This is a genomic window from Pseudoxanthomonas koreensis, assembly GCF_041890415.1.
Lineage (GTDB): Bacteria > Pseudomonadota > Gammaproteobacteria > Xanthomonadales > Xanthomonadaceae > Pseudoxanthomonas > Pseudoxanthomonas koreensis_A.
The window spans coordinates 1,765,164-1,786,033 of the sequence record NZ_CP169056.1; the positions used below are offsets into that span (position 1 = coordinate 1,765,164).

Below are 20,870 nucleotides of genomic sequence, written 5' to 3' on the forward strand. Positions count from 1 at the left end.
GCATCCAGCGCCGCGCCTGGCGCAGGATCCAGGCCCACTGACGACCGTCCCGCTGGCCGGCGAACGGCCGCACGCAGTCCACCCCCGGCCCGTTGGCCGCCGCGCCCCCGCGGCGCCACGACCAGTACTTGATATTGCATGTAAGCGGCGCCCGTCCCGGCCCATCGGCGACGTCCGCCACCGCACGCGTACCCTCGCCGTTGCCGGCGCCTGCGGTGCGCCCCGTTCCGGGCATGGCTTTCGAGCAGAATGAGTTCCGAACCCGCGCAAGACGCGACCCCGCAAACCCAGCCGCCGGCCCCGCTGCAGCAGGAAATGCCGCTGGCGGTGGTGCATGGCCAGCCGCTGCTGCAGATTCCGCAGGACCTGTACATCCCGCCGGATGCGCTGGAAGTCATCCTCGATGCCTTCGAAGGGCCGCTGGACCTGCTGCTGTACCTGATCCGGCGCCAGAACCTGGACGTGCTCGACATCCCGGTGGCCGAGATCACCCGCCAGTACGTGGACTACATCAACGTCATGCAGGACCTGCGGTTCGAGCTGGCGGCCGAGTACCTGGTGATGGCCGCGATCCTGGCCGAGATCAAGTCGCGGATGCTGCTGCCGCGGCCGCCGCGGGAAGACGGCGAAGAGGTCGATCCGCGCGCCGAGCTGGTGCGCCGGCTGCAGGAGTACGAACGCTTCAAGCAGGCGGCCGAGGACATCGACACCCTGCCCCGCCTGGACCGCGACACCACCCTGGCGCAGGCCCATGTCCCCGACCGCCAGGCCATCCGCCTGCCGCCGCCGGTGGACCTGCGCGAGATGCTGCTGGCGCTGCGCGACGTGCTCATGCGCGCCGAGCTGTTCAGCGGCCACGCGATCCGGCGCGAGGCGCTGAGCGTGCGCCAGCGCATGGGCGAGGTGCTGCAACGGCTGGAGGATGGGCGCTTCCATCGCTTCGAGTCGCTGTTCACGGCCGAGGAGGGCCGGCTGGGCGTGCTGGTCACCTTCCTGTCGCTGCTGGAGCTGGCCAAGGAGCAGTTGCTGGACATCGTCCAGGAGGCCCCGCTGGCACCGATCCACGTCAAGTCGCTGGCCGTGGGCAACACCAATGAACCGCTGCAGTTCCACAGCGAGTTCGACGACGGCGACGACGCCGCCGAACCGGCTGCGGGCTGACGCCCTTCCCCCTTCCCCCAGACCCTGCGAGATCCATGGACCAGGCGCTGATCAACCGCATCGTCGAGGCCGCCCTGCTGGCGGCCAACCAGCCGCTGACCCTGGCGCAACTGCACGCGCTGTTTCCGGAGGAGCAACCCGCCCCGCCCGGCAGCGTGGAAGCGGCGCTGGAACGGCTTGCCCAGGACTGCGCCGAACGCGGCGTGGAGCTGGTCGAGGTCGCGTCCGGCTTCCGTTACCAGGTCAAGGCCGACGTGCACGCCTGGGTGGCGCGGCTGTGGACCGAGCGCAAGACCCGCTACACCCGCGCGACCCTGGAAACGCTGGCCCTGATCGCCTACCGCCAGCCGGTCACGCGCGGCGAGATCGAACAGGTCCGCGGGGTGGCGGTGAGCACCAACATCATCCAGGCGCTGGAAGAGCGCGAGTGGATCCGCGTGGTCGGCCACCGCGACGTCCCCGGGAAGCCGGCGCTGTACGGCACCACCAAGACGTTCCTGGACTATTTCGGCCTCAAGCGCCTGGACGAGCTGCCACCATTGTCGGAACTGAAGGACATCGGCGAGCTGGACCCGCAACTGCCGCTGGACCCGGACACCGCACCCACGCCGGCCGGGCTGGGGCCCGCGACGCCGGTCGATGCCGATGCCGATGCGAAGTCCGACGCCGACGCCGACGCCGACACGGGCACGGACACCGATGACACCGATGACGCCGAGGCGCCGGACCAGCACCCCGACGCAGGTGATGCCGCCGACGCACACGCCGACCACAGCGCTGCAGCAAGCGTTGCCGACGACGACGGCCACGTCGCGCACAGCCATGCAATTTCCGGCGCCGCCGACCCGGCCGCCACGCACCTCCAGCCGCAGGCCGATGACGCCTCCGGCATTCCCACCACCCAGGCCGCCGGCGACAACGGCGACCGGAGCAGGACCGATGACTGATTCCACACCCCGCAAACCCCTCGGCAAGCTCTCGCTCAAGCGCGATGAAGCCGCCAGCACCGCCCGCCCCGAAGAACGCCTGCACAAGGTCCTGGCCCAGGCCGGCCTGGGCTCGCGCCGCGCGCTGGAGCAGCGCATCGCCGATGGCCTGGTCAAGGTCAATGGCGAAGTCGCCCGGGTCGGCCAGAGCATCCGCAGCGGCGACCGGGTCGAGCTGGACGGCAAGGCCTTCGTCGCCTCGGCGCTGACCGAGCCGCCGCGCATGCTGATCTACAACAAGCCCGAGGGCGAGGTGACCACGCGCGAGGATCCGGAAGGCCGCCCCACCATCTTCGATGCACTGCCGCGGCTCAAGGGCGCGCGCTGGATCGCCATCGGCCGGCTGGACATCAACACCAGCGGCCTGCTGCTGCTGACCACCGACGGCGAAATCGCCAACGCGATGATGCATCCGTCGTTCGAGGTCGAGCGCGAATACGTCGTGCGGGTGCGTGCGCCGGAAGGCCAGGAGTCGGTGAGCGACAGCCTGGTCGACCGCCTCGCCCGCGGGGTGGCACTGGAGGACGGGCCGGCAAAGTTCGACCAGGTCGAGCGCATCGGCGGCACCGACTCACACGACTGGTTCAAGGTGGTGGTCAAGGAAGGCCGCAACCGCGAAGTGCGCCGCCTGTGGGAGTCGCAGGGCTGCCAGGTCAGCCGGCTCAAGCGCGTGCGCTACGGCGGCGTGAGCCTGCCGCGCGAACTGCTGCGTGGCCATTCGCAGGAGCTTGCGCCCGCGCAGGTGGAAGCGGAGCGCAAGAAGCTCGCGCTGGAGGATGGCGCCGATTCCACCCTGACCTTGCAGCCGGTGATCGGGCAGCGCCGCGCGGCCAAGTCCACGGTGCAGGTCGGCCGCGATGGCAGCCGCAGCCAGGCCTACGTCAATGGCCACAACACCGCCGACGAGGGGCGCGAACTGCGCCGCTTCGATCATGTGCGCGAGGATCGTCGCGGCGGCCGCGGTGGCAAGAAGCCGGGCGGGCTGACCGTCACCGGCGAGGCCGCGGCCCAGCAGATGCAGAAGCCGTTCAAGCAGCGCAAGCAGAAGGGTCCCAAGCCGCTGCCGGATGGCAACCCGGCCGCATTCCGATCCTGGTACGTGCCCGACGGGGTAAGCACCGGCCCCAGCGGCCATCGCAACGCCGGACCGGGCGACAAGCCGCGCGGCGGCAAGCCTGGCGGTGGCCGGCCCGGCGGCGGCAAGCCCGGCGGCAGTGGCAAGTCCGGCGGCCAGGGCGCGGGTGCACGCAAGAACGCGCGGCCGTACGGGCATCCAGGCAGCGCCCCGCACTTCCCGTCCGACCATGCCACTCCGGGTGGACAGGGTGCGCCGGGCCGCGCCCGTGGCCCGGGCCAGGGTCAACGGCCGAACCAGGGCCAGGGCCCGCGCGGCAACGCGCGCCCGGGCGGGCGTCCTGGCGGGGGTGCGCCACGCGGCGGCAATCGCGGCCCGCGCGGCCAGGGCTGAGTCCGCGCCGCGCGGCATCCATGGCTGCACATGATTTCGACCTGCTGGTCGTCGGCGCCAGTTTCGGCGGCGCTGCCTGCGCGATCGCCGCGGCCGACGCCGGGCTGCGGGTGTGCGTGCTCGAGCGCAAGCATGACCCCGGCGAACGCCTGCACACCACCGGCATCGTGGTGCGCGAAGCGGCCGAGGAAACGCTGCTCGGCCAGGCGCCACCCGAATGCCTGCGCCGGGTCGAACGCGTGCGGCTGTACTCGCCGGCGTTGCGCGACATCGCCCTGGCCGCGCCGGGCTATTACTTCCTGACCACCGACACCCCGGCGCTGATGCGCTGGCTGGCGGCGCAGATCCCGCGCCATGGCGCCCAGTTGCGCCTGGGCACGTCGTTTACCTCGGCACAGCGCGTGTCCGACGGCTGGGAGGTCCCGGGGGTCGGACGGGTGCGCTGGCTGGTCGGCGCCGATGGCGCGCGTTCACGGGTGGCCGAACGCACCGGCCTTGGCCGCGTCGGCGATTTCCTCTACGGCATCGAGCACGAGTACGCCGGCCTGACCCTGCCCGAACCCGACGCCCTGCACTGCTTCGTCAGCCGCCGCTTCGCACCCGGCTACATCGGCTGGGTGGCGCAGAACCCGACCGGGGTGCAGGCCGGACTGGCGCTGCGCCATGACCCGGCCAACGCCCGGGTGCCGGATATCGATGGATTCCTCGCCCACGTCGGCGCCCGCGTCGGCATGCCGCCTGGCCTGCGCGCGGACACGATCCGGGCCGGGCTGATCCCCTGCGGCGGGCCGGTGCGGCCGCTGTCGCGCGCGGGCGCCATCCTCACCGGCGATGCAGCCGGGATCGTCTCGCCGGTGACCGCAGGCGGCATCCATTCGGCGTGGGCGCATGGCTGGGCGATTGGCGCGGCCGCCGCGGCGCACCTGCACGGCCGCGGCCCCGCACCCGACATCGTCGCCCGCACCGCCGCACCGCGCTTCCGCAGCAAGCGGATGCTGCGCTGGGCGTTCGACCGGCTGCAGATGGACTGGCCGTTCGACCTGCTGCTGCACTCGGCACCATTGCGCTGGGCCGCCGAGCAGGTGTACTTCCACCGCCGCGGCGTGCGCGGGTAAGCGTGCCGCAACGGCGTCAGCGCGGTTCGATCACGAAGTTGCCGAAGGCCACGCCCAGGTCCCAACCCTTGCCGGTACCGGCAAGGGCCAATGAGACATCACCCTTGGTGACCACCTGGGCCTTGCTCGACTTGACCGCGCCGGCATGCGCTTCGGCCGCCGCATAGGTGCCCAGGGTTTCGCGGATGTTGGCCACGCCTGAAAATTCGCCCTGGCCGTCCTCGATCTTCGACTTGCCGAAGGTCAGGCCGCCACCCTTGGCGCTGATCCGCACCGGCAGGCTGGAACCGTTGTTGCAACGGACCACGCCGGTGCCCTTGACGGTCTTGTAGAAGGCCGACCAGCCGGACATCGTGAAGCTCAATTCACAGTCCAGGTCGGCCGCGCGCGCATCGGGCGCCGGGGCCAGGGCGAGCAGGCCGCACAGTGCGGCGCACGGCAGCAGGCGGGAGAGCTGGGACATGGCGACCTCCATGGCGATCCGGTGGGTGCGCCGAGCATATAGCAGCCCCGCGTGGCCGCCGCGTCATCGCCGGCGATCACGTCCGCCGACGGTTCAGCCAGGCGGCAGGTGCTGGCCGGCCCATTGCATGATCCCGTGCAGCGGCATCGCCCCGGACTGGCGCGCCAGCTCGCGCCCGTGCAGGAACAGCGCCAGGGTGGGAATGCTGCGGATGTCGAAGCGGGTGCCCAGCGCGGGCTCGGCCTGGGTATCGACCTTGGCCAGGCGCACCCGCGGCTCGAGCAGCACGGCCGCCTGCGCGTAAGCCGGCGCCATGGACAGGCACGGCGCACACCACGGCGCCCAGAAATCGACCAGCAGCGGCAGGTCCGAACGCTGCGCGTGCGCATCGAAGCCGGTGCCGTCCAGCGCGAACGGCTCGCCCGCAAACAGCCTGGCGCGGCAGCGGCCGCATACCGGCCCATCGCCGATGCGTGCCGCGGGGACGCGGTTGAGCGCATTGCAGCGTGGGCAGGCAAGCTGGAGTGGATCGGTGGCCATGGATGCGTCCCCGGTCAGCGCAACTGGAAGGCGTCGGCATCCAGCATCGCCGGGAACTTCTCCCGGTGCGCGGCCAGCGCGGCGGCCGAAATCGTACTGGTCGCCACCTGCTCGCTGCCGCGCAGTTCCAGTTGCGCGTGGCCGAGGAAATCCACCACCGCGCTGTCGCCGTCGTAGGCCAGGCCGTTGCCATCGGTGCCGACCCGGTTGACCGCGGCCACGTAGCACAGGTTCTCGATCGCGCGCGCGCGCAGCAGCGTGCGCCAGGCGTGCGCACGCGGCGCCGGCCAGTTGGCGACAAACAGCTGCAGGTCGAAATCCAGGCCGCCGGGGCGTTCGACGTCGTGGCGGTTGCGGCAGAACACCGGAAAGCGCAGGTCGTAGCAGACCTGCGGATTGATCCGCCAGCCCCTCCATTCCACGGTCAGCCGCTCGCGGCCGGCGGCATAGCGCGTGTGCTCGCCGGCATAGCGGAACAGATGGCGCTTGTCGTAGTGCTGCACGCTGCCGTCCGGGGTGGCCCACAGCAGCCGGTTGAACACGCCATCGCCGGTACGCAGCTGCACGCTGCCGGTCACCGCCGCCTGCAGCGCGCGCGCCTGGTCGCGGATCCACGCGACGGTGGGGCCGTCCATGTCCTCGGCCTTGTGGATGGCCTCGTTGGAGAAGCCGCTGGTGAACGTCTCCGGCAGCACCACCAGGTCGGTCGCGCCGCCCAGCGGCGCCAGCAGCGCTGCGTAATGCTCGCGGTTGGCGGCAGGGTCGTGCCAGCGGGTGTCGCCCTGGACCAGGGAAATGCGCAGATCGTTGGTCGGGATCGCGGTCACAGCCTCTCAAGCCTCTCGATCGCCGCATCCAGGGTGGATGCGTTCTTGGCAAAACACAGCCGCACCAGGCGCTGGTCCGCTGGCGGGCTGGCGTAGAACGGCGACAGCGGGATCGCCGCCACTCCCTTCTCCACCGTGAGCCAGCGCGCAAACGCGTGGTCCGGCAGGTCGCTGATGGCCGAATAGTCCACCAGCTGGAAATAGCCGCCGGGCACCGGCAGCGGCCGCAGCCGGGTGCCCTGCAACTGCGCGCGGAAACGGTCGCGCTTGGCCTGGTAGAACGCGCCCAGTTCCTGGTCGTGCTGCGGCTGCTCGCGGATCATCGCCGCGAATGCGTGCTGGGCCGGGGCGAAGGTGCAGAACACGTTGTACTGGTGGACCTTGCGGAACTCCACGCCCAGTGCCGGCGGTGCGATCGCGTAACCCACCTTCCAGCCGGTGCAGTGGTAGGTCTTGCCGAAACTGGACACCACGAACGCGCGCTCGCGCAGCTGCGGCCAGCGCAGCACCGATTCGTGGCGGGCGCCGTCGAACACGATGTGCTCGTACACCTCGTCGGACAGCAGCAGGATGTCGGTGCCCTCCAGCAGCGTGCACAGCGTGCGCATGTCGTCGGCATCCAGCATGGCGCCGGAGGGGTTGTGCGGGCTGTTGATCATCAGCAACCGGGTGCGCGGAGTGATCGCCGCACGCACCCGATCCCAGTCCACCGCGAAGGTGGCCGGGTCCAGCGGCACGTGCACCGCGCGCGCGCCGGCCAGGTCGATCGCCGGCTCGTAGCAGTCATAGGCCGGGTCCAGCACGATCACTTCCTCGTCCGGGCGCACCACCGCGTGGATGGCGTTGAAGATCGCCTCGGTGGCACCGCTGGTCACCGTGACCTCCGTATCCGGGTCGACGGTGGCGTCGTAGCAGCGCAGCGCCTTGGCGGCGATGGCCTCGCGCAGCACGGCGGCGCCGGTCATCGGTGCGTACTGGTTGTGGCCCTCGCGCATGGCCGCGTCCAGCGCGTCCGCCAGCGGCTGCGGCACCGGGAAGTCGGGGAAGCCCTGGCCCAGGTTCACCGCGCCGTGCTCGGCGGCCAGCTGCGACATCACGGTGAAGATGGTGGTGCCCACGCGGGGCAATTTGGTTGGCGGGATCTGCGGCGGCATCACGGCGTGGCGGCGGGTGGAATGGAGAACGGCGAGTGTACGCAATGCCCACGAGGGTGCGGGCCGACCGCTACAATGCGCGCCGATGACCGCCCCCGCTTCCGCCCCGCTTCTGGCCGCCCGAGGCCTGGCGTTCGCCCGCAACGAGGCGCCGGTGTTCGGCCCGCTGGATTTTGTGGTGGATGCCGGCGAGGCGCTGCTGGTCCAGGGCGGCAACGGATCGGGCAAGACCACCCTGCTGCGCGTGCTTGCCGGGTTGCTGCGCGCCGACGCGGGCCAGATCCTGGTCCAGGGGCGGCCTGCCGAAGCGTCGCTGCGCGCGCTCGCCATCGCCTACCTTGGCCACCTGCCGGCACTCAAGGGCGAGCTGTCGGTGCTGGAGAACCTCGAGTTCCTGTGCGGCCTGCAGGGCCGCCGGCCGGGACAGGAAACCTCCAGCGCGCTGGCCGCGGTGGGCATGGCCGGTTATGAGGATGCACCGGCGCGGCAGCTGTCGGCCGGACAGCGCAAGCGCGTGGCCCTGGCCCGGATGTGGCTGTCGCCGGCGCCGCTGTGGCTGCTGGACGAGCCCTACGCCAACCTCGACCTGGACGGCATCAACCTGGTCAACCGCATGATCTCGGCACAGCTGCGCGATGGCGGCGCGGCCCTGGTCACCACCCATGGCGCCTATGCCGCGCCACCGGTGCGCACGCGCATGCTGGAGCTGACGGAGCGCGACGCATGAACCCGGTGGCGCATGCGCCTGCGCGGCGGGGCGTGCCATGAGCGCCACGCCCTCGCTGCTGCAGGCAGGCCGTGCCCTGCTCGTGCGCGACCTGCGCCTGGTCTGGCGCCGGCGCGGCGATGCGCTGCAACCGGCACTGTTCGCGGTACTGGTGGTGGTGGCGTTCGCCCTGGCCCTGGGCGGAGGCCGCCAGTTGCTGCGGGATTTCGTTGCTCCTTATGCGATCTGGGTGGCGGTGCTGCTGGCCGGGCTGCTGTCGCTGGACAGCCTGTTCCGCGGCGATGTCGAGGATGGCTCGCTGGAGCAGTGGCTGCTGGCGCCGGTGCCGCTGGCCTGGCTGGTGGCGGTGCGCGTGTTCGGCCACTGGCTGACCACCACGGTGCCGCTGCTGATCGTGGTGCCGGTGCTGGGTGAATTCCTGTACCTGCCGCATGCGCGGCTGCCGATGCTGATGCTGACCCTGCTGCTGGGCACGCCGGTGCTGAGCCTGCTGGGCGCGGTGGTGGCCGCGCTCACGGTGGGGCTGCGCCGCTCCGGCATCCTGGTGGCGTTGCTGGCGCTTCCGCTGTACGTGCCGGTGCTGGTGTTCGGCGCTGGCAGCGTGGCCGCCAGCGCGCAGGGCCTGGACCCGGCCGGCGCGCTGCTGCTGATGGCCGCGCTGCTGGTGGCCTCGCTGGTGCTGGCACCGCTGGCGGCAGCGGCCGCGATCCGGATTGCGCAGGGCTGAGCGGGCGGCCACCCGTGGTGGCGCGCGGATGCGGCCCCGTCCGGCCCCGCCACGGATAACGCACCGTTTGCGGAGATCGGCGAGGATGGGCACTCCCTCGCACCAGGGTTCACCCATGCAGGCCACTGTTGATGTGCTCCGCCCGGACCCGGCCTGGTCCGGCACCGGCCGGCATGCCGATACGGCCGGCAACCGCCCGGCTGGCCCCGCGGGGTGGACACTTTGTCCTTCGCACGTGGCTTGGCCCGGACGGCGGAGTCTGGAAAAATGCCCCGGACCACGCGCAATTCGAGCCTGTCCGGTGCCGCCACGGCAGGCCGGCGCCATCCAGTGAGCAATGTGACCTCCCCCATGCACCCGGTGATCCGCTGGTTCCACCTGCTCGGCTCGCCCCCGTACTTCGACCGCTTCGCCGCCCGCTGGGCGCCCTGGTGCTGGCTGGCCGCGGTGCTGGTGATGGCGGTGGGGCTGTGGCAGGCGCTGTTCGTGGTGCCGGCCGACTACCAGCAGGGCGACAGCGCGCGGATCCTGTACCTGCACGTGCCGGCGGCGTGGATGAGCATGTTCGTCTATGCGCTGATGGCGCTGTATGCGGCCATCGCCCTGGTGTGGCGGATCAAGCTGTGCGAGATCCTGGCCATGGCCTGCGCGCCCATCGGCGCGGCCTTCACCGTGATCACCCTGGCCACCGGTTCGATCTGGGGCAAGCCGATGTGGGGCACCTGGTGGGACTGGGACCCGCGCCTGACCACCGAACTGATCCTGCTGTTCCTGTACCTGGGCGTGATCGGCCTGTACCACGCCGGCGACGACCGCCGCGCCTCGGCCCGCGCCGCCGGCCTGCTGGCGATCGTGGGCGTGGCCCTGTTGCCGGTGATCCGCTACTCGGTGGAGTGGTGGGATTCGCTGCACCAGGGCCAGACCATCCGCGTGTTCGGGCAATCGAGCATGGACCCGAGCATGATCGCGCCGCTGTGGTGGATGGTGGTCGGCACCAAGTTCTGGTTTGCCGGCTCGCTGCTGGCCCGCGCCCGCGCCGACAACCTGGCGCGCGAGTCCGGCAAGGACTGGGTGCGCCGGGTCGCCGAGGAGCGCGCATGAGTTACCTGCCCTACGTGATCGGTGCCTACGCGGTATTCGTGCTGGTGGTGCTGTGGGATTTCCTGGCGCCGCGCCTGCAGGTGCGGCGCGAACTGCGGGCCGCGCTGCTGCGCGCACGCCGCGAACGCCGGCCGGCCGATGATGCGGAACGGGCCGTGGAGTTGAGCCGATGAATCCGATCCGCCGCCGCCGCCTGCTGCTGGTCGCCGTGCTGGTGCTGGCCTCGGGCCTGGTCACCGCCTTGGTGGCCATGGCCCTGCAACGCAACGTGGCCTACCTCTATACGCCGGTCGAAGTGCTGCGCGGCGACGCCGGCGACCACGCCCGCTTCCGCCTGGGCGGCATGGTCGAGAAGGAGTCGTTCCGCCGCACCAGCGGCTCGCTGGAATCGCACTTCCGGGTTACCGACGGCGATGCGCAGTTGCCGGTGGTCTATACCGGCATCCTCCCGGACCTGTTCCGCGAGGGCCAGGCGGTGGTCGCCACCGGGCGCATGGACGGCGGCACCTTCGTCGCCGAGAACGTGCTGGCCAAGCACGACGAGACCTACATGCCCAAGGAAGTGGCCGACAAGATGGGCATGGCCCACCAGAAGCACGACGTGCAGGTGCCGGCCAGCGGGGCGCCGCAGTGATGGCGCGTCCCGGGTACTTCCGCCGAGGAGCCGCCTGTGCTGCCTGAACTTGGCCAGGTGCTGCTGGCACTGGCATTCCTGGTTTCCCTGCTGCAAAGCGTGCTGCCGCTGGCTGGCGCGCAGCGCGGCAACGCGGCGTGGATGGCGGTTGCGCGCCCTGCTGCCTACGCGCAACTGCTGCTGATGTCCGGGGCCTTCGCCTTGCTGACCTGGGCATTCGTGGTCCAGGACTTCTCGGTCAAGTACGTGGCCGACAACTCCAACACCCTGCTGCCGGTGATCTACCGCTATTCGGCGGTGTGGGGTGCGCACGAGGGCTCGCTGCTGCTGTGGGCGCTGGTGCTTGCGCTGTGGAGCGCAGCGGTGGCACTGCTGTCGCGTGCGCTGCCGCAGGTGGTGGTGGCGCGCGTACTCGGAGTGCTGGGGCTGGTCGCGGTGGGGATCATCGCCTTCATGGTCTTCACCTCCAATCCGTTCGCACGGCTGCTGCCGGCGCCACTGGAAGGCCGCGACCTCAACCCGCTGCTGCAGGACCCGGGGCTGATCTTCCACCCGCCATTGCTGTATGTGGGCTACGTCGGCTTCTCGGTGCCGTTCGCCTTCGCCATGGCCGCGCTGCTGGAAGGGCGCATCGATGCGCGCTGGCTGCGCTGGACACGGCCGTGGACCAACGTGGCCTGGGCATTCCTCACCCTGGGCATCGGCCTGGGCAGCTGGTGGGCGTACTACGAACTGGGCTGGGGCGGCTGGTGGTTCTGGGACCCGGTGGAGAACGCCATCTTCATGCCATGGCTGGTTGGCGCCGCGCTGATCCACTCGCAGGCGGTGACCGAGAAGCGGGGCAGCTTCGCCGGCTGGACCCTGCTGCTGGCGATCGCCACGTTCTCGCTGTCGCTGCTGGGCACCTTCCTGGTCCGCTCCGGGGTGCTGACCAGCGTGCACGCCTTCGCCGCCGACCCCTCGCGGGGCATGTTCATCCTGGTGTTCCTGGCGGCGGCGGTGGGCGCCTCGCTGCTGCTCTACGTGCGCCGCGCCGGGCGGCTGGAACCCGGCGCCGGGTTCCAGCCGGCCTCGCGCGAGACCCTGTTGCTGCTCAACAACCTGTTGCTGGCCAGCGCCTGCGCCATGGTCCTGCTGGGCACCCTGTATCCGTTGCTGGCCGACGCGCTGGGCCTGGGCAAGATCTCGGTAGGCCCGCCCTACTTCGGGCTGCTGTTCTTCGTGTTGATGGTGCCGCTGGTGGCACTGGTGCCGTTCGGCCCGCTGGTGCGCTGGCAGCGCGACCAGCCATCGAAGGTGATGGCACTGCTGCTGCCGTGGCTGGGCCTGGCCACTGCGCTGGGCGTGCTGGCGTGGTTCCTGGCGCCGCAGGGCAAGTGGAAAAGCGCGCTGGGCGTGGCTGGTGCGGCCTGGGTTGCCGGCGGCACGCTGTATTTCGCATGGAAGCGCCTGCGCAACAGCGGGCGGCTCACCGCGGAGATGTGGGGCATGACGCTGGCCCACCTGGGCGTGGCGGTATTCGTGGTCGGCGTACTGCTTGAAGGTGCGCAAAGCCTGGACCACGAAGTGGCGCTCAAGGCTGGCCAGTCGGTCCAGCTGGGCCAGTACGAATTCGTGTTCCAGGGCGTGGACCAGCAACAGGGCCCGAACTACCTGGCCGACCGCGGCCACGTGCAGGTATTGCGCCACGGCCGCGAGCTGGCGCTGCTGCATCCCGAGAAGCGTGCCTATGCCAGCGGCGGCCAGGTGATGACCGAGGCCGGCATCCTCCCTGGCCTGACCGGCGACGTCTATGTCGCCATGGGTGAGCCGCTGGGCGACGGCGCATGGGCGGTGGCGGTCCACATCAAGCGCTTCGTGCGCTGGATCTGGGCCGGCGCGCTGCTGATGGCACTGGGCGGCCTGATCACCGCCGCCGACCGCCGCTTCCGTCGCCCGCCGCAGGAGAAACCCGCATGACCGATCCGCACCACCAGGCGCCGCGCAAGCCGCAGGGCCTGCCCGCGATCGCCGTGGCGATGGGCGCGCTGTTCTTTGCCGGCCTGGTCGGCCTGATGCTGTACGGCGTGGTCCGCTCGGGCGATGCCGACCGCGACGTGCTGCCCTCGGCCTTGATCGGCAAGCCTGCGCCGGACTTCGTGTTGCCGCTGCTGCACTACCCTTCGGTGGAGGTGGGCGCGGCCCAGCTGCGCGGCGCGCCCTACGTGCTCAACGTGTGGGGAAGCTGGTGCGTGGAGTGCCGCGTGGAGCACCCGGTCCTGACCGCATTCGCCCAGACCAAGCGCGTGCGCGTGGTCGGCTACAACTGGAAGGACGAGCCGGAAGACGCACTGCGCTGGCTGGAGCGCTACGGCAATCCGTTTTTCGTGGTGCTGGCCGACAAGGAAGGCCGTTATGCCCTGGACTGGGGCGTGGCCGGCGCACCGGAAACCTTCCTGGTGGACGGCAGCGGCATCGTGCGCTGGAAGCACACCGGCCCGCTGACCGAGCAGGTGGTCCAGGAACGGCTGCTGCCGGCGCTGGAACAGGTGGAGCAGGCGCGATGAGCGCGAGTGTGCTCCCCGTTGCCACCGGCCTGCTGGCTCCGGCAAGGGCATGGCTGGCGCTGGCGCTGCTTGCGCTGTGCTTCACCGCCCAGGCCCAGCCGGCGGGCAATCCGGCGCCGCTGCAGTTCAACGACGCGGCCGAGGAAACCCGCTTCCGCGCGCTCGCCGCCGAGCTGCGCTGCGTGCTGTGCCAGAACCAGTCCCTGGCCGACTCCCATGCGCAGATCGCCCAGGACATGCGCCGCGAAGTGCTGGAACTGATGCGCCAGGGCCGCAGCGACGCGCAGATCAAGCAGTTCCTGGTGGACCGCTACGGCGAGTTCGTGCTGTACCGGCCATTGCTGGAACGGCACACCCTGCTGCTGTGGTTCGGCCCGGCCGGCGTGCTGCTGGTCGGTGCCGCGGTGGTCTGGCGCATCGTGCGCCGGCGTGCGGCCGGGGCGGCGCACGACAATGCAGGCACCGGCGCGGCCAGCGAAGGGGAACAGGAGTGGTGAACACGACCACCGCCATCTTCGCCGCACTGGCCACCGCGCTTACCCTCGGCGTGCTGGGCTGGGTGCTGTGGCCGCTGTGGCGACGCCCGCGCGGGCCGCTGCTGGCCAGCACCCTGGCCCTGGGCCTGGCGGTGCTGGCGCTGTACCGGCTGGTGGGAACACCGGCGGCACTGCAGGAGGCCGCGCTGGCCGCACCGCAAACCCTGGAACAGGCCGTCGTCCAACTGGCCGGGGAATTGCAGCGCAATCCGGCGCAACCGGAGGGCTGGGCCCTGCTGGGCCGTTCGCAGGCCGCACTGGGTGACCACGCCGCCGCGCGCGATGCCTATGCGCGCGCAGTGCAACTGGCCCCGGACCAACCCGCGCTGCTGGTGGACGCAGCCGAGGCACGTGCGCTGGCCGACCCGCAGCGCCGCTTCGACGAACAGGCGGTGGCCTGGCTGCGCAAGGCGCTGGAACTGCATCCGGGCCACTCGCGTGCGACCTGGTTCCTGGGTGTGTGGCAGCGGCAGTCGCGGCAGCCGGCCGAAGCAGCCGCGACCTGGGCCTCGCTGCTGGGCAGCGTGGATGCCGATACCGCACGCAGCCTGCGTGTCCAGATCGACCAGGCGCGTGCCGAGGCCGGGCTGCCAGCGCTGCCCGAGTCCGCTGCCGCACCGGTCGACGCGCCGCACGCGCTCACGGTCAACGTGGCGCTGGACCCGGAGTTCGCCGCCCGTGCCCGCCTGCGCGGCGATGCGGTGGTGTTCGTGATCGCACGCGTGCCCGATGGCCCGCCGATGCCAGTCGCGGTGGAGCGGCACACTGTGGCTGCGCTGCCGCTGGACGTGGTGCTGGACGACGGCGACAGCCCGATGCCGACCCAGACCCTGTCGATGCTGCAGGAAGTGGAGGTATTCGCGCGCATCTCCACCGGCGGCAGCGCCGAGCGCGATGCCGCCGACCTGGAGTCGCCTGCAGTCCGCGTGAGCCTGCCCGCCAGCGGCCCGGTGCACCTGCTGATCGGCGGCCAGCAGCCATAGCAGCGCTGCGCGGAAATCAGTTTCCTGCGATACCCCTGCGAACCACGCGGCCGGAGCCGTTAAACTTCGGCCCCTATGTCCCCGGCCGCCCCCTTTCCCATCGCCCCCGGCGAGCTGTCCCCGCCTGGCAGCCGTTTCCATGCCCTGGCCTCGCCGTTCGCGATGAAACGCGGCGGCGTGCTGCATGGCGCGCGGATTGCCTACGAGACCTGGGGCACGCTGGCACCCGCCCGCGACAACGCCATCCTCATCGTCACCGGCCTGTCGCCCAACGCGCATGCGGCGTCGAACGCGGACGACCCCACCCCCGGCTGGTGGGAAGCGATGCTCGGCCCGGGCAAGGCGATCGACAGCGACCGCTGGTTCGTGGTCTGCGTCAACGCCCTGGGCAGTTGCAAGGGGTCCACCGGCCCGGCCTCGATCGACCCGGCCAGCGGCCGCGTGTACGGGCTGGATTTTCCCGAGCTTTCGATCGAGGACGTGGCCGATGCGGCCGCCGACGTGGTGGTGCGCGGCCTGGGCATCGAGCGCCTGGCCTGCGTGATCGGCAACTCGATGGGCGGGATGACCGCGCTGGCGCTGCTGCTGCGGCACCCGGGTCTGGCCCGCACCCACATCAACATCTCCGGCAGCGCCCGCGCCCTGCCCTTCTCCATCGCGGTGCGCTCGCTGCAGCGCGAGGCCATCCGCCTGGACCCGCACTGGAACAACGGCCAGTACGACGACTCCAACTACCCCGAATCGGGCATGCGCATTGCGCGCAAGCTGGGCGTGATCACCTACCGCTCGGCGTTTGAATGGGATGGCCGCTTCGGCCGCGTGCGCCTGGACGGGACCAGCCCGTTCAGCGACGACGACGATCCCTTCAGCCCGGAATTCCAGGTCGAAAGCTACCTCGAGGGCCACGCCCGCCGCTTCGTGCGCCACTTCGACCCGAACTGCTACCTGTACATGAGCCGCTCCATGGACTGGTTCGACGTGGCCGAGCATGGCGGCGGCGACGTCCGCGCCGGGCTGGCCCGGATCCGCGTGGAACGGGCGCTGGCCATCGGCGCCCGCACCGACATCCTGTTCCCGGTCGAGCAGCAGGAAGAGATCGCCCAGGGGCTGGCCCTGGGCGGCGCCCAGGCCGAGTTCATCGGCATGGAATCCCCGCAGGGCCACGACGCCTTCCTGGTGGACATCGCCCGCTTCGGCCCGGCGGTGCGCAACTTCCTGGGCCGCCTCTGAGCCGCGCCGGCCTGCCGGAACGCTCCTCGTCGGAGCCCGCGCCCGTTATACTGCCCCGCCCTTGCCGAAGTGGCGGAATGGTAGACGCAGCGGATTCAAAATCCGCCGGTGGCAACATCGTGAGAGTTCGAGTCTCTCCTTCGGCACCATCTTCAAGAAGCGCCCCTGGACACCCAGGGGCGTTTTTTCTGGTTTTCGCCCCAACCCCGGGTGCGGTGCCGCGACGCATGGGGCGCCGTTGCAGGAGCGACCTGGCAGATGCTGGAAGGCAGCCGCACGCAACGTCGCCGCACGTTCAGGCGGCCCGGGCCCAGACGAAATCAGGCGGCCGAGGCGGCCGCGGCGTAGTGCCCTGCCGCGCGGTTCTCGAGCAGGTCTTCGCACAGGTTTTCCAGTGCCATGACCCGCACGGTGCCGTAGCGTGCCAGGCGCAGCGTGCGCTCGACATAGATCTCGCGCCCGTGCTCGACGGTTTCGCGCATGGTCTTGGTGAATCCCTGCGGCAGGAAATCACGGGTGCCATCCTTGCTGCCACCCACATATAGGACAATGGACATTCGGCCGTTTCCTCTGTTCTGTATTGCCTTCGGTCGATGCAGGAAGTGTGCACGGGCAAGTGTGAGAATCCCGTACAGCAGAGGTTAGCGGGCGGATATTTCAGTCAGGCTTCCGCGGCGGTACGCGCTGCCATCAGGGCGCCGGCCACGGCCACCAGCCGCGCCCGTGCAGGGCATAGCGGTCGGCCGCGCGCTCGAAGCGGTTGCGCACCGTGATGCCGCCGCACAGGAAGTACAGGGGCACGAACAGCGGCCCGAGCAGCATGTACTGGTAGACGTGGGCGCGCTCGTGGTCGCCAAGGCGCACCGGCGGGTGGGTGCAGCGGCCGGCGCGGTGCTCGTAGGTGCTGCAGTCCACGTCCAGCCCGTGACCACTGCACAGCACCACGTTGCCCAGGGTCATGGCGCCGCCCGGGCCCCAGGGCCAGCGGGTGAAGACCAGGGCGCAATCACGCCGGCTGAAGCGTGCACGCACACCGAATGGCATTGCCGCCACCCCCGCCAGTACCCCGCACAGCGTCCATGGCGCGGCCCACGCCACGCCCAGCGCGAAGGCTGCCGGGCGCAGCAGCCGCCACGCGCGCGCGCGGCGTGTACTCAGTCCGGCGCGTTGGGGATCAACAGCCACGGCAGCAGGTCCACGAGGACGTCGGGAAAAGCAGCCGAGGCGATGGACCCGATCACGCGGCTCAGGTGCCGCCGCGCGTGGCCAGCCAGCGGTGGATCGCCGCCGGCACCTCGCGCTGGGCGCGGCTGGACACATAGATGCCGATATGCCCGCCACGGAAGCCCAGCTCGGTGTAGTCGTCGCTGCCCACCAGGCCGGCCAGCGCGCGCGAGGAATCCGGCGGCACCAGGTGGTCATGTTCGGCAAAGATGTTGAGCACCGGCATGTCGACGAAGCCCAGGTCGACCTCGTGCGCGCCGATCCGGGCGTTGCCCGCGACGAAGGCGTTGCCCTGGTAGAACTGCTTGATGAAGTCGCGGAACGCTTCGCCGGCCTGGTCGGGCGAATCGAAGATCCACTTCTCCATGCGCAGGAAATCCTCGACGGCCTTCGGGTCGTCAAGCGAATCGACCAGGCCCACGTACTTCTGCAGGTTCAGCCGGAACGGCTTGAGCATCAGGTAGCTGGCGTTCATCAGGTCGGCCGGCACATTGCCCAGCGCATCGACGAACAGGTCCACGTCCAGCTCGCGCACCCAGCTGGACAGCATGTTGTCCGGCGTCTGGAAGTCCACGGGCGTGACCATGGTGATCAGGTTGCGCACCTTGTCCCGATGCAGCGCCGCATAGCACAGCGAGAACGCGCCGCCCTGGCACACGCCCAGCAGGTTCACCGGGCCGCCACTGGCCTGGACGAGGTGTTCGACCGCACCATCGATGTAGCGGTTGATGTAATCGTCCAGGGTGAGGTAGCGGTCGGAGCGGTCCGGGTAGCCCCAGTCGATCACGTACACGTCCAGGCCAAGTGCCAGCAGGCCACGCACCAGCGAACGGTCGGCCTGCAGATCCACCATGTACGGGCGGTTGACCAGGGCGTAGGCGATCAGCAGCGGCGGGCCGGACGCGGGCTTGTCGCCGACGAAGCGATACAGCACGGTCTTGCCGTCGCGCCACACTTCCTCGCGCCGGGTGGCACCGTAGTCCACGTCCTCGACCTGGCCCAGCACGTGCACGCCTGCAAACAGGCGCTGCTGGAAGGTCCAGGCTTCCCGGGCCAGCTCCATCGGATCGAACTGCAGCGGGCCGGTGCTCATTTACTGCCTCCTCCACGCTTGCCGGCGCGCGGCGGCGCGGGCGGCAGGTTGCGGCTGACCCAGTCCTTCATCGAGACGACCTGGCCTTGCCTGGCGCCTGCCCGGGCCGGCGCGGCATCACGCTCGGCGGCGGCAACCGCCGGCGCGGCGGGCACGGCTGTGCGCTTGCCGCCGGGAGCAGCCTTGCTCGCCGTTGCAGGGGTCGATGCACCGCGGCCGGTACCCGTGGACGGGGCGCGCCGGGCCGTGACCTTTTTCATTGGTGCCTTCGTTGCAGTCGGCTTCCTTGCGGTCGGCTTCCTTGCGGTCGCCTTCCTTGCGCTCGCCACGGTCGTCTTCTTCGCGCCCGCCTTCTTCGCGGTCGTCGCGTTCGTCTTCTTTGCGGTTGCCTTCTTTGCAGCCGCCTTCGGCGTTGCCTTCTTCGGCGCCGTGTTCCGTGCCGTCTTCTTCGCAGCCGTCTTCTTCGCAGCCGTCTTCTCGACTGCCGGCTTCGCCTCGGCCAGCTTGGCCGCCGCCGGCTTCCTGGCCGCCTGTTTCACCGGCGCGGTGACGCGCTCGACTGCCACGCGGGCGGACTTGCGCGGCACCGGCTTGCGCGATGCCGGCTTGCGACGCGCGCGCGCGACCGGCGCCACGGCAGCCTCGTCAGCTTCACCGCCCACTGCAGCGGGCGACGCTGCGCGTGCCTGCCCGCTCGTCCGCCCCGGCGCGGCCGCGCCGCGCCGCGCGGCGTGCAACGCACGGTCCAGGTCGGCAACCTTGCGATGCAATGCGTCGACCTCGGCGCGCCCGGGCAGGCCCAGCAACGTGCCGAACTGTTCCACCTCGCGCTGCAGGCCCATGCGCAGGCGCATCAGCGCGTTGGTCATTTCCCCGTAGGCGTGGCGGTACTCCTCGGACATCGCGATGCCGGCCCATGCCTCCTCGGCCGCATCGATCCACAGGTCGAACAGCGCGCGCGCCGACTGCAGCCGCTTGCCCGGCGCATCGTGTTCGGCCAGCAGGCGCTCGAAGCGCTCGAAGGCGTCCTGCCCGGCCCTGGTCAGCAGGCGGTTGAATTCTTCGTTGCGCTGCTCCCATTCCTGCCACACCAGGGCCAGTGCCTGCAGGCGCTCCTGGTGCTCGCGCGCCGGGCCGAACGTCGGGCGCTGCAGCCAATCGGCCTGTTGCTGGCGCAGCGGACGCAGCAGCATGTCCAGCAGCGGACGCACCTGTTCCAGCCAGGCACCGCCGGCCAATCCGCCGTGCATCCCGTGCAGGGCGCCGGCGAACGGAGCGGCGTCGCCGCCGAGCATCTCGCGCCAGGCGCGGGCGATGTCGGCCGCATTGGTGCTGCCGCCATTGCCGAACTGGCCGGCCAGTTGCTGGATCCGCGAGAACCAGTCGAAATTGCCCGGGTCCATGCGCGCCATGCCCGGCGGCAGGCTTCCCGCCAGCGCGCTCCAGCCGGTCGGCGCCGCGGAGCGGCCCAGGAGTTCGTTCCAGGTGTTCCAGTACTGCCGCGCCAGCGAGTCGAATTCGCCCTGGAACGGTGAGAACGGTGCGTTGGCCATGAATCCTCCGGTATGCCCGGGATTCTACCAGCGCCCCCGCCGGCCGGCGCTCAGGGCTTGGGGATGCGCAGGGTCTTGCTGATCATCAGCGAGCCCGACAGCGCGAACAGCAGCACCAGCGGATGCAGTTGCCACGGGCCCAATTGCCACTGGCCCCACCACAGCGCATCGCCGATGCGGCCCAGGCCCGCCGCCACCGCCAGCAACACCACCAGGGCCAGGCTGGTGGGGATGGGCGTGCCCTCGAAGTGGGTCACCTTGTCGCCACCGCCGGACATCTGTTCGGCAGTCACGTTGTAGCGCGCCAGCCGGCTCACCCCGCAGCCGACGAAATACGACAGCACCAGCCAGTCCCAGCCGCCCTGCATGCCACAGGCGTATGCCAGCGCCGCCGGCGCCACGCCGAAGGAGATCACGTCGGCCAGCGAATCCAGCTCGCGCCCCAGGGTGGAGGCGGACTTGCGCCAGCGCGCCACCCGTCCGTCCAGGGCGTCGAACACGAAGGCCAGCGGAATCAAGGCCATGCCCAGCAGCAGGTCGCCGCTGCGCCCGTCCTGCAGGAAGCGCATCGCCGCGAAGATCGCGCCGGTGCCGCAGAACGCATTGCCCAGGGTGAACCAGTCGGCCAACCGGAACTGGCGCAACATCGAGAAGTGGCGGGTCATGCGGGCGCCCGGTGCGGTGATGTCGGCCAGCATACCCGCGGCCCGCGTCGACGCGCGGTGGATGCGGCCGGCTGCGCGCACGCCGGCAGCCCGACGCCGACGCCGGCCAGCCTGCCGGCACCGGCGGGCCCTGGCCT

At 70.7% G+C, this 20,870-nt stretch carries 23 protein-coding genes and 1 tRNA gene; 15 read left to right on the top strand and 9 right to left on the bottom strand.

Annotated features, from left to right (window positions below):
• Positions 1 to 249: 249 nt before the first annotated feature.
• From ACEJ41_RS08060 to ACEJ41_RS08075, 4 genes are read left to right on the top strand one after another with little or no spacing between them, the layout of a single operon-like run.
• Positions 250 to 1,161, top strand: coding sequence for a ScpA family protein (locus ACEJ41_RS08060; protein ID WP_374011779.1), 912 nt, complete (start codon positions 250 to 252; stop codon positions 1,159 to 1,161).
• A gap of 35 nt (positions 1,162 to 1,196) precedes the next feature.
• Positions 1,197 to 2,108 (top strand): SMC-Scp complex subunit ScpB, encoded by a 912-nt coding sequence (gene scpB / locus ACEJ41_RS08065; RefSeq protein ID WP_374011780.1) that lies wholly within the window; start codon positions 1,197 to 1,199, stop codon positions 2,106 to 2,108.
• A complete protein-coding gene (locus tag ACEJ41_RS08070) occupies positions 2,101 to 3,615 on the top strand; it encodes a pseudouridine synthase (protein ID WP_374011781.1) in 1,515 nt (504 codons plus the stop codon). The genes scpB and ACEJ41_RS08070 overlap by 8 nt, the downstream gene beginning before the upstream one ends.
• A 20-nt stretch (positions 3,616 to 3,635) precedes the next feature.
• Positions 3,636 to 4,730, top strand: coding sequence for an NAD(P)/FAD-dependent oxidoreductase (locus ACEJ41_RS08075; RefSeq protein ID WP_374011782.1), 1,095 nt, complete (start codon positions 3,636 to 3,638; stop codon positions 4,728 to 4,730).
• Between the two features lie 16 nt (positions 4,731 to 4,746).
• Here ACEJ41_RS08075 and ACEJ41_RS08080 read toward each other — a convergent pair whose 3' ends face one another.
• The 4 genes from ACEJ41_RS08080 to ACEJ41_RS08095 all read right to left on the bottom strand — a co-directional run bounded on the left by ACEJ41_RS08080 (position 4,747) and on the right by ACEJ41_RS08095 (position 7,714).
• Positions 4,747 to 5,193, bottom strand: a complete 447-nt coding sequence (locus ACEJ41_RS08080; protein WP_374011783.1) for a hypothetical protein — start codon at positions 5,191 to 5,193, stop codon at positions 4,747 to 4,749.
• Between the two features lie 93 nt (positions 5,194 to 5,286).
• Positions 5,287 to 5,733 carry a thioredoxin TrxC gene (trxC, locus tag ACEJ41_RS08085; RefSeq protein WP_374011784.1) on the bottom strand — a complete coding sequence of 149 codons (447 nt, stop codon included), beginning with the start codon at positions 5,731 to 5,733 and terminating at the stop codon, positions 5,287 to 5,289.
• A gap of 14 nt (positions 5,734 to 5,747) precedes the next feature.
• The gene (locus tag ACEJ41_RS08090; RefSeq protein ID WP_374014097.1) at positions 5,748 to 6,551 is read right to left on the bottom strand and encodes an amidohydrolase; all 804 of its coding nucleotides are present in this window, start codon (positions 6,549 to 6,551) and stop codon (positions 5,748 to 5,750) included.
• A gap of 5 nt (positions 6,552 to 6,556) precedes the next feature.
• The gene (locus tag ACEJ41_RS08095) at positions 6,557 to 7,714 is read right to left on the bottom strand and encodes a pyridoxal phosphate-dependent aminotransferase (RefSeq protein ID WP_374011785.1); all 1,158 of its coding nucleotides are present in this window, start codon (positions 7,712 to 7,714) and stop codon (positions 6,557 to 6,559) included.
• Between the two features lie 85 nt (positions 7,715 to 7,799).
• On the opposite strand from ACEJ41_RS08095, the gene ccmA reads away from it, so the two are divergent.
• The 11 genes from ccmA (at position 7,800) to ACEJ41_RS08150 (ending at position 16,347) form a co-directional block, all read left to right on the top strand.
• Positions 7,800 to 8,441, top strand: coding sequence for a heme ABC exporter ATP-binding protein CcmA (gene ccmA / locus ACEJ41_RS08100; RefSeq protein WP_374011786.1), 642 nt, complete (start codon positions 7,800 to 7,802; stop codon positions 8,439 to 8,441).
• A gap of 37 nt (positions 8,442 to 8,478) precedes the next feature.
• A complete protein-coding gene (gene ccmB, locus ACEJ41_RS08105) occupies positions 8,479 to 9,168 on the top strand; it encodes a heme exporter protein CcmB (RefSeq protein WP_374011787.1) in 690 nt (229 codons plus the stop codon).
• 351 nt (positions 9,169 to 9,519) lie between these two features.
• A complete protein-coding gene (locus tag ACEJ41_RS08110; RefSeq protein WP_374011788.1) occupies positions 9,520 to 10,269 on the top strand; it encodes a heme ABC transporter permease in 750 nt (249 codons plus the stop codon).
• Positions 10,266 to 10,442, top strand: coding sequence for a heme exporter protein CcmD (ccmD, locus tag ACEJ41_RS08115; RefSeq protein ID WP_374011789.1), 177 nt, complete (start codon positions 10,266 to 10,268; stop codon positions 10,440 to 10,442). Before ACEJ41_RS08110 ends, ccmD begins: the two co-directional genes overlap by 4 nt.
• On the top strand, positions 10,439 to 10,903 hold the full coding sequence (gene ccmE / locus ACEJ41_RS08120; protein WP_374011790.1) for a cytochrome c maturation protein CcmE: 465 nt from the start codon (positions 10,439 to 10,441) through the stop codon (positions 10,901 to 10,903). Before ccmD ends, ccmE begins: the two co-directional genes overlap by 4 nt.
• A gap of 36 nt (positions 10,904 to 10,939) precedes the next feature.
• A complete protein-coding gene (locus tag ACEJ41_RS08125; protein ID WP_374011791.1) occupies positions 10,940 to 12,862 on the top strand; it encodes a heme lyase CcmF/NrfE family subunit in 1,923 nt (640 codons plus the stop codon).
• Entirely contained in the window at positions 12,859 to 13,449 is a 591-nt protein-coding gene (locus tag ACEJ41_RS08130) for a DsbE family thiol:disulfide interchange protein (RefSeq protein WP_374011792.1), read from the top strand. The genes ACEJ41_RS08125 and ACEJ41_RS08130 overlap by 4 nt, the downstream gene beginning before the upstream one ends.
• Positions 13,446 to 13,946 carry a cytochrome c-type biogenesis protein gene (locus ACEJ41_RS08135; RefSeq protein ID WP_374011793.1) on the top strand — a complete coding sequence of 167 codons (501 nt, stop codon included), beginning with the start codon at positions 13,446 to 13,448 and terminating at the stop codon, positions 13,944 to 13,946. The genes ACEJ41_RS08130 and ACEJ41_RS08135 overlap by 4 nt, the downstream gene beginning before the upstream one ends.
• Positions 13,940 to 14,968 carry a tetratricopeptide repeat protein gene (locus tag ACEJ41_RS08140; protein WP_374011794.1) on the top strand — a complete coding sequence of 343 codons (1,029 nt, stop codon included), beginning with the start codon at positions 13,940 to 13,942 and terminating at the stop codon, positions 14,966 to 14,968. Before ACEJ41_RS08135 ends, ACEJ41_RS08140 begins: the two co-directional genes overlap by 7 nt.
• A gap of 75 nt (positions 14,969 to 15,043) precedes the next feature.
• Positions 15,044 to 16,198, top strand: coding sequence for a homoserine O-acetyltransferase (locus tag ACEJ41_RS08145; protein WP_374011795.1), 1,155 nt, complete (start codon positions 15,044 to 15,046; stop codon positions 16,196 to 16,198).
• A 63-nt stretch (positions 16,199 to 16,261) separates the two neighbouring features.
• Positions 16,262 to 16,347: transfer RNA gene (locus tag ACEJ41_RS08150), tRNA-Leu, on the top strand.
• Positions 16,348 to 16,518: 171 nt separating this feature from the next.
• Here the strand turns inward: ACEJ41_RS08150 and ACEJ41_RS08155 are convergent.
• From ACEJ41_RS08155 to ACEJ41_RS08175, 5 genes are all read right to left on the bottom strand, one after another.
• Positions 16,519 to 16,755, bottom strand: coding sequence for a hypothetical protein (locus ACEJ41_RS08155; protein ID WP_374011796.1), 237 nt, complete (start codon positions 16,753 to 16,755; stop codon positions 16,519 to 16,521).
• Between the two features lie 133 nt (positions 16,756 to 16,888).
• Positions 16,889 to 17,326, bottom strand: a complete 438-nt coding sequence (locus ACEJ41_RS08160) for a hypothetical protein (protein WP_374014098.1) — start codon at positions 17,324 to 17,326, stop codon at positions 16,889 to 16,891.
• 118 nt (positions 17,327 to 17,444) lie between these two features.
• Positions 17,445 to 18,515 carry a class III poly(R)-hydroxyalkanoic acid synthase subunit PhaC gene (locus tag ACEJ41_RS08165; RefSeq protein WP_374011797.1) on the bottom strand — a complete coding sequence of 357 codons (1,071 nt, stop codon included), beginning with the start codon at positions 18,513 to 18,515 and terminating at the stop codon, positions 17,445 to 17,447.
• Positions 18,512 to 20,068, bottom strand: coding sequence for a poly(R)-hydroxyalkanoic acid synthase subunit PhaE (locus ACEJ41_RS08170; protein WP_374011798.1), 1,557 nt, complete (start codon positions 20,066 to 20,068; stop codon positions 18,512 to 18,514). Before ACEJ41_RS08170 ends, ACEJ41_RS08165 begins: the two co-directional genes overlap by 4 nt.
• A 50-nt stretch (positions 20,069 to 20,118) precedes the next feature.
• Positions 20,119 to 20,733 carry a phosphatidylcholine/phosphatidylserine synthase gene (locus ACEJ41_RS08175; RefSeq protein WP_374014099.1) on the bottom strand — a complete coding sequence of 205 codons (615 nt, stop codon included), beginning with the start codon at positions 20,731 to 20,733 and terminating at the stop codon, positions 20,119 to 20,121.
• Positions 20,734 to 20,870: the final 137 nt, after the last annotated feature.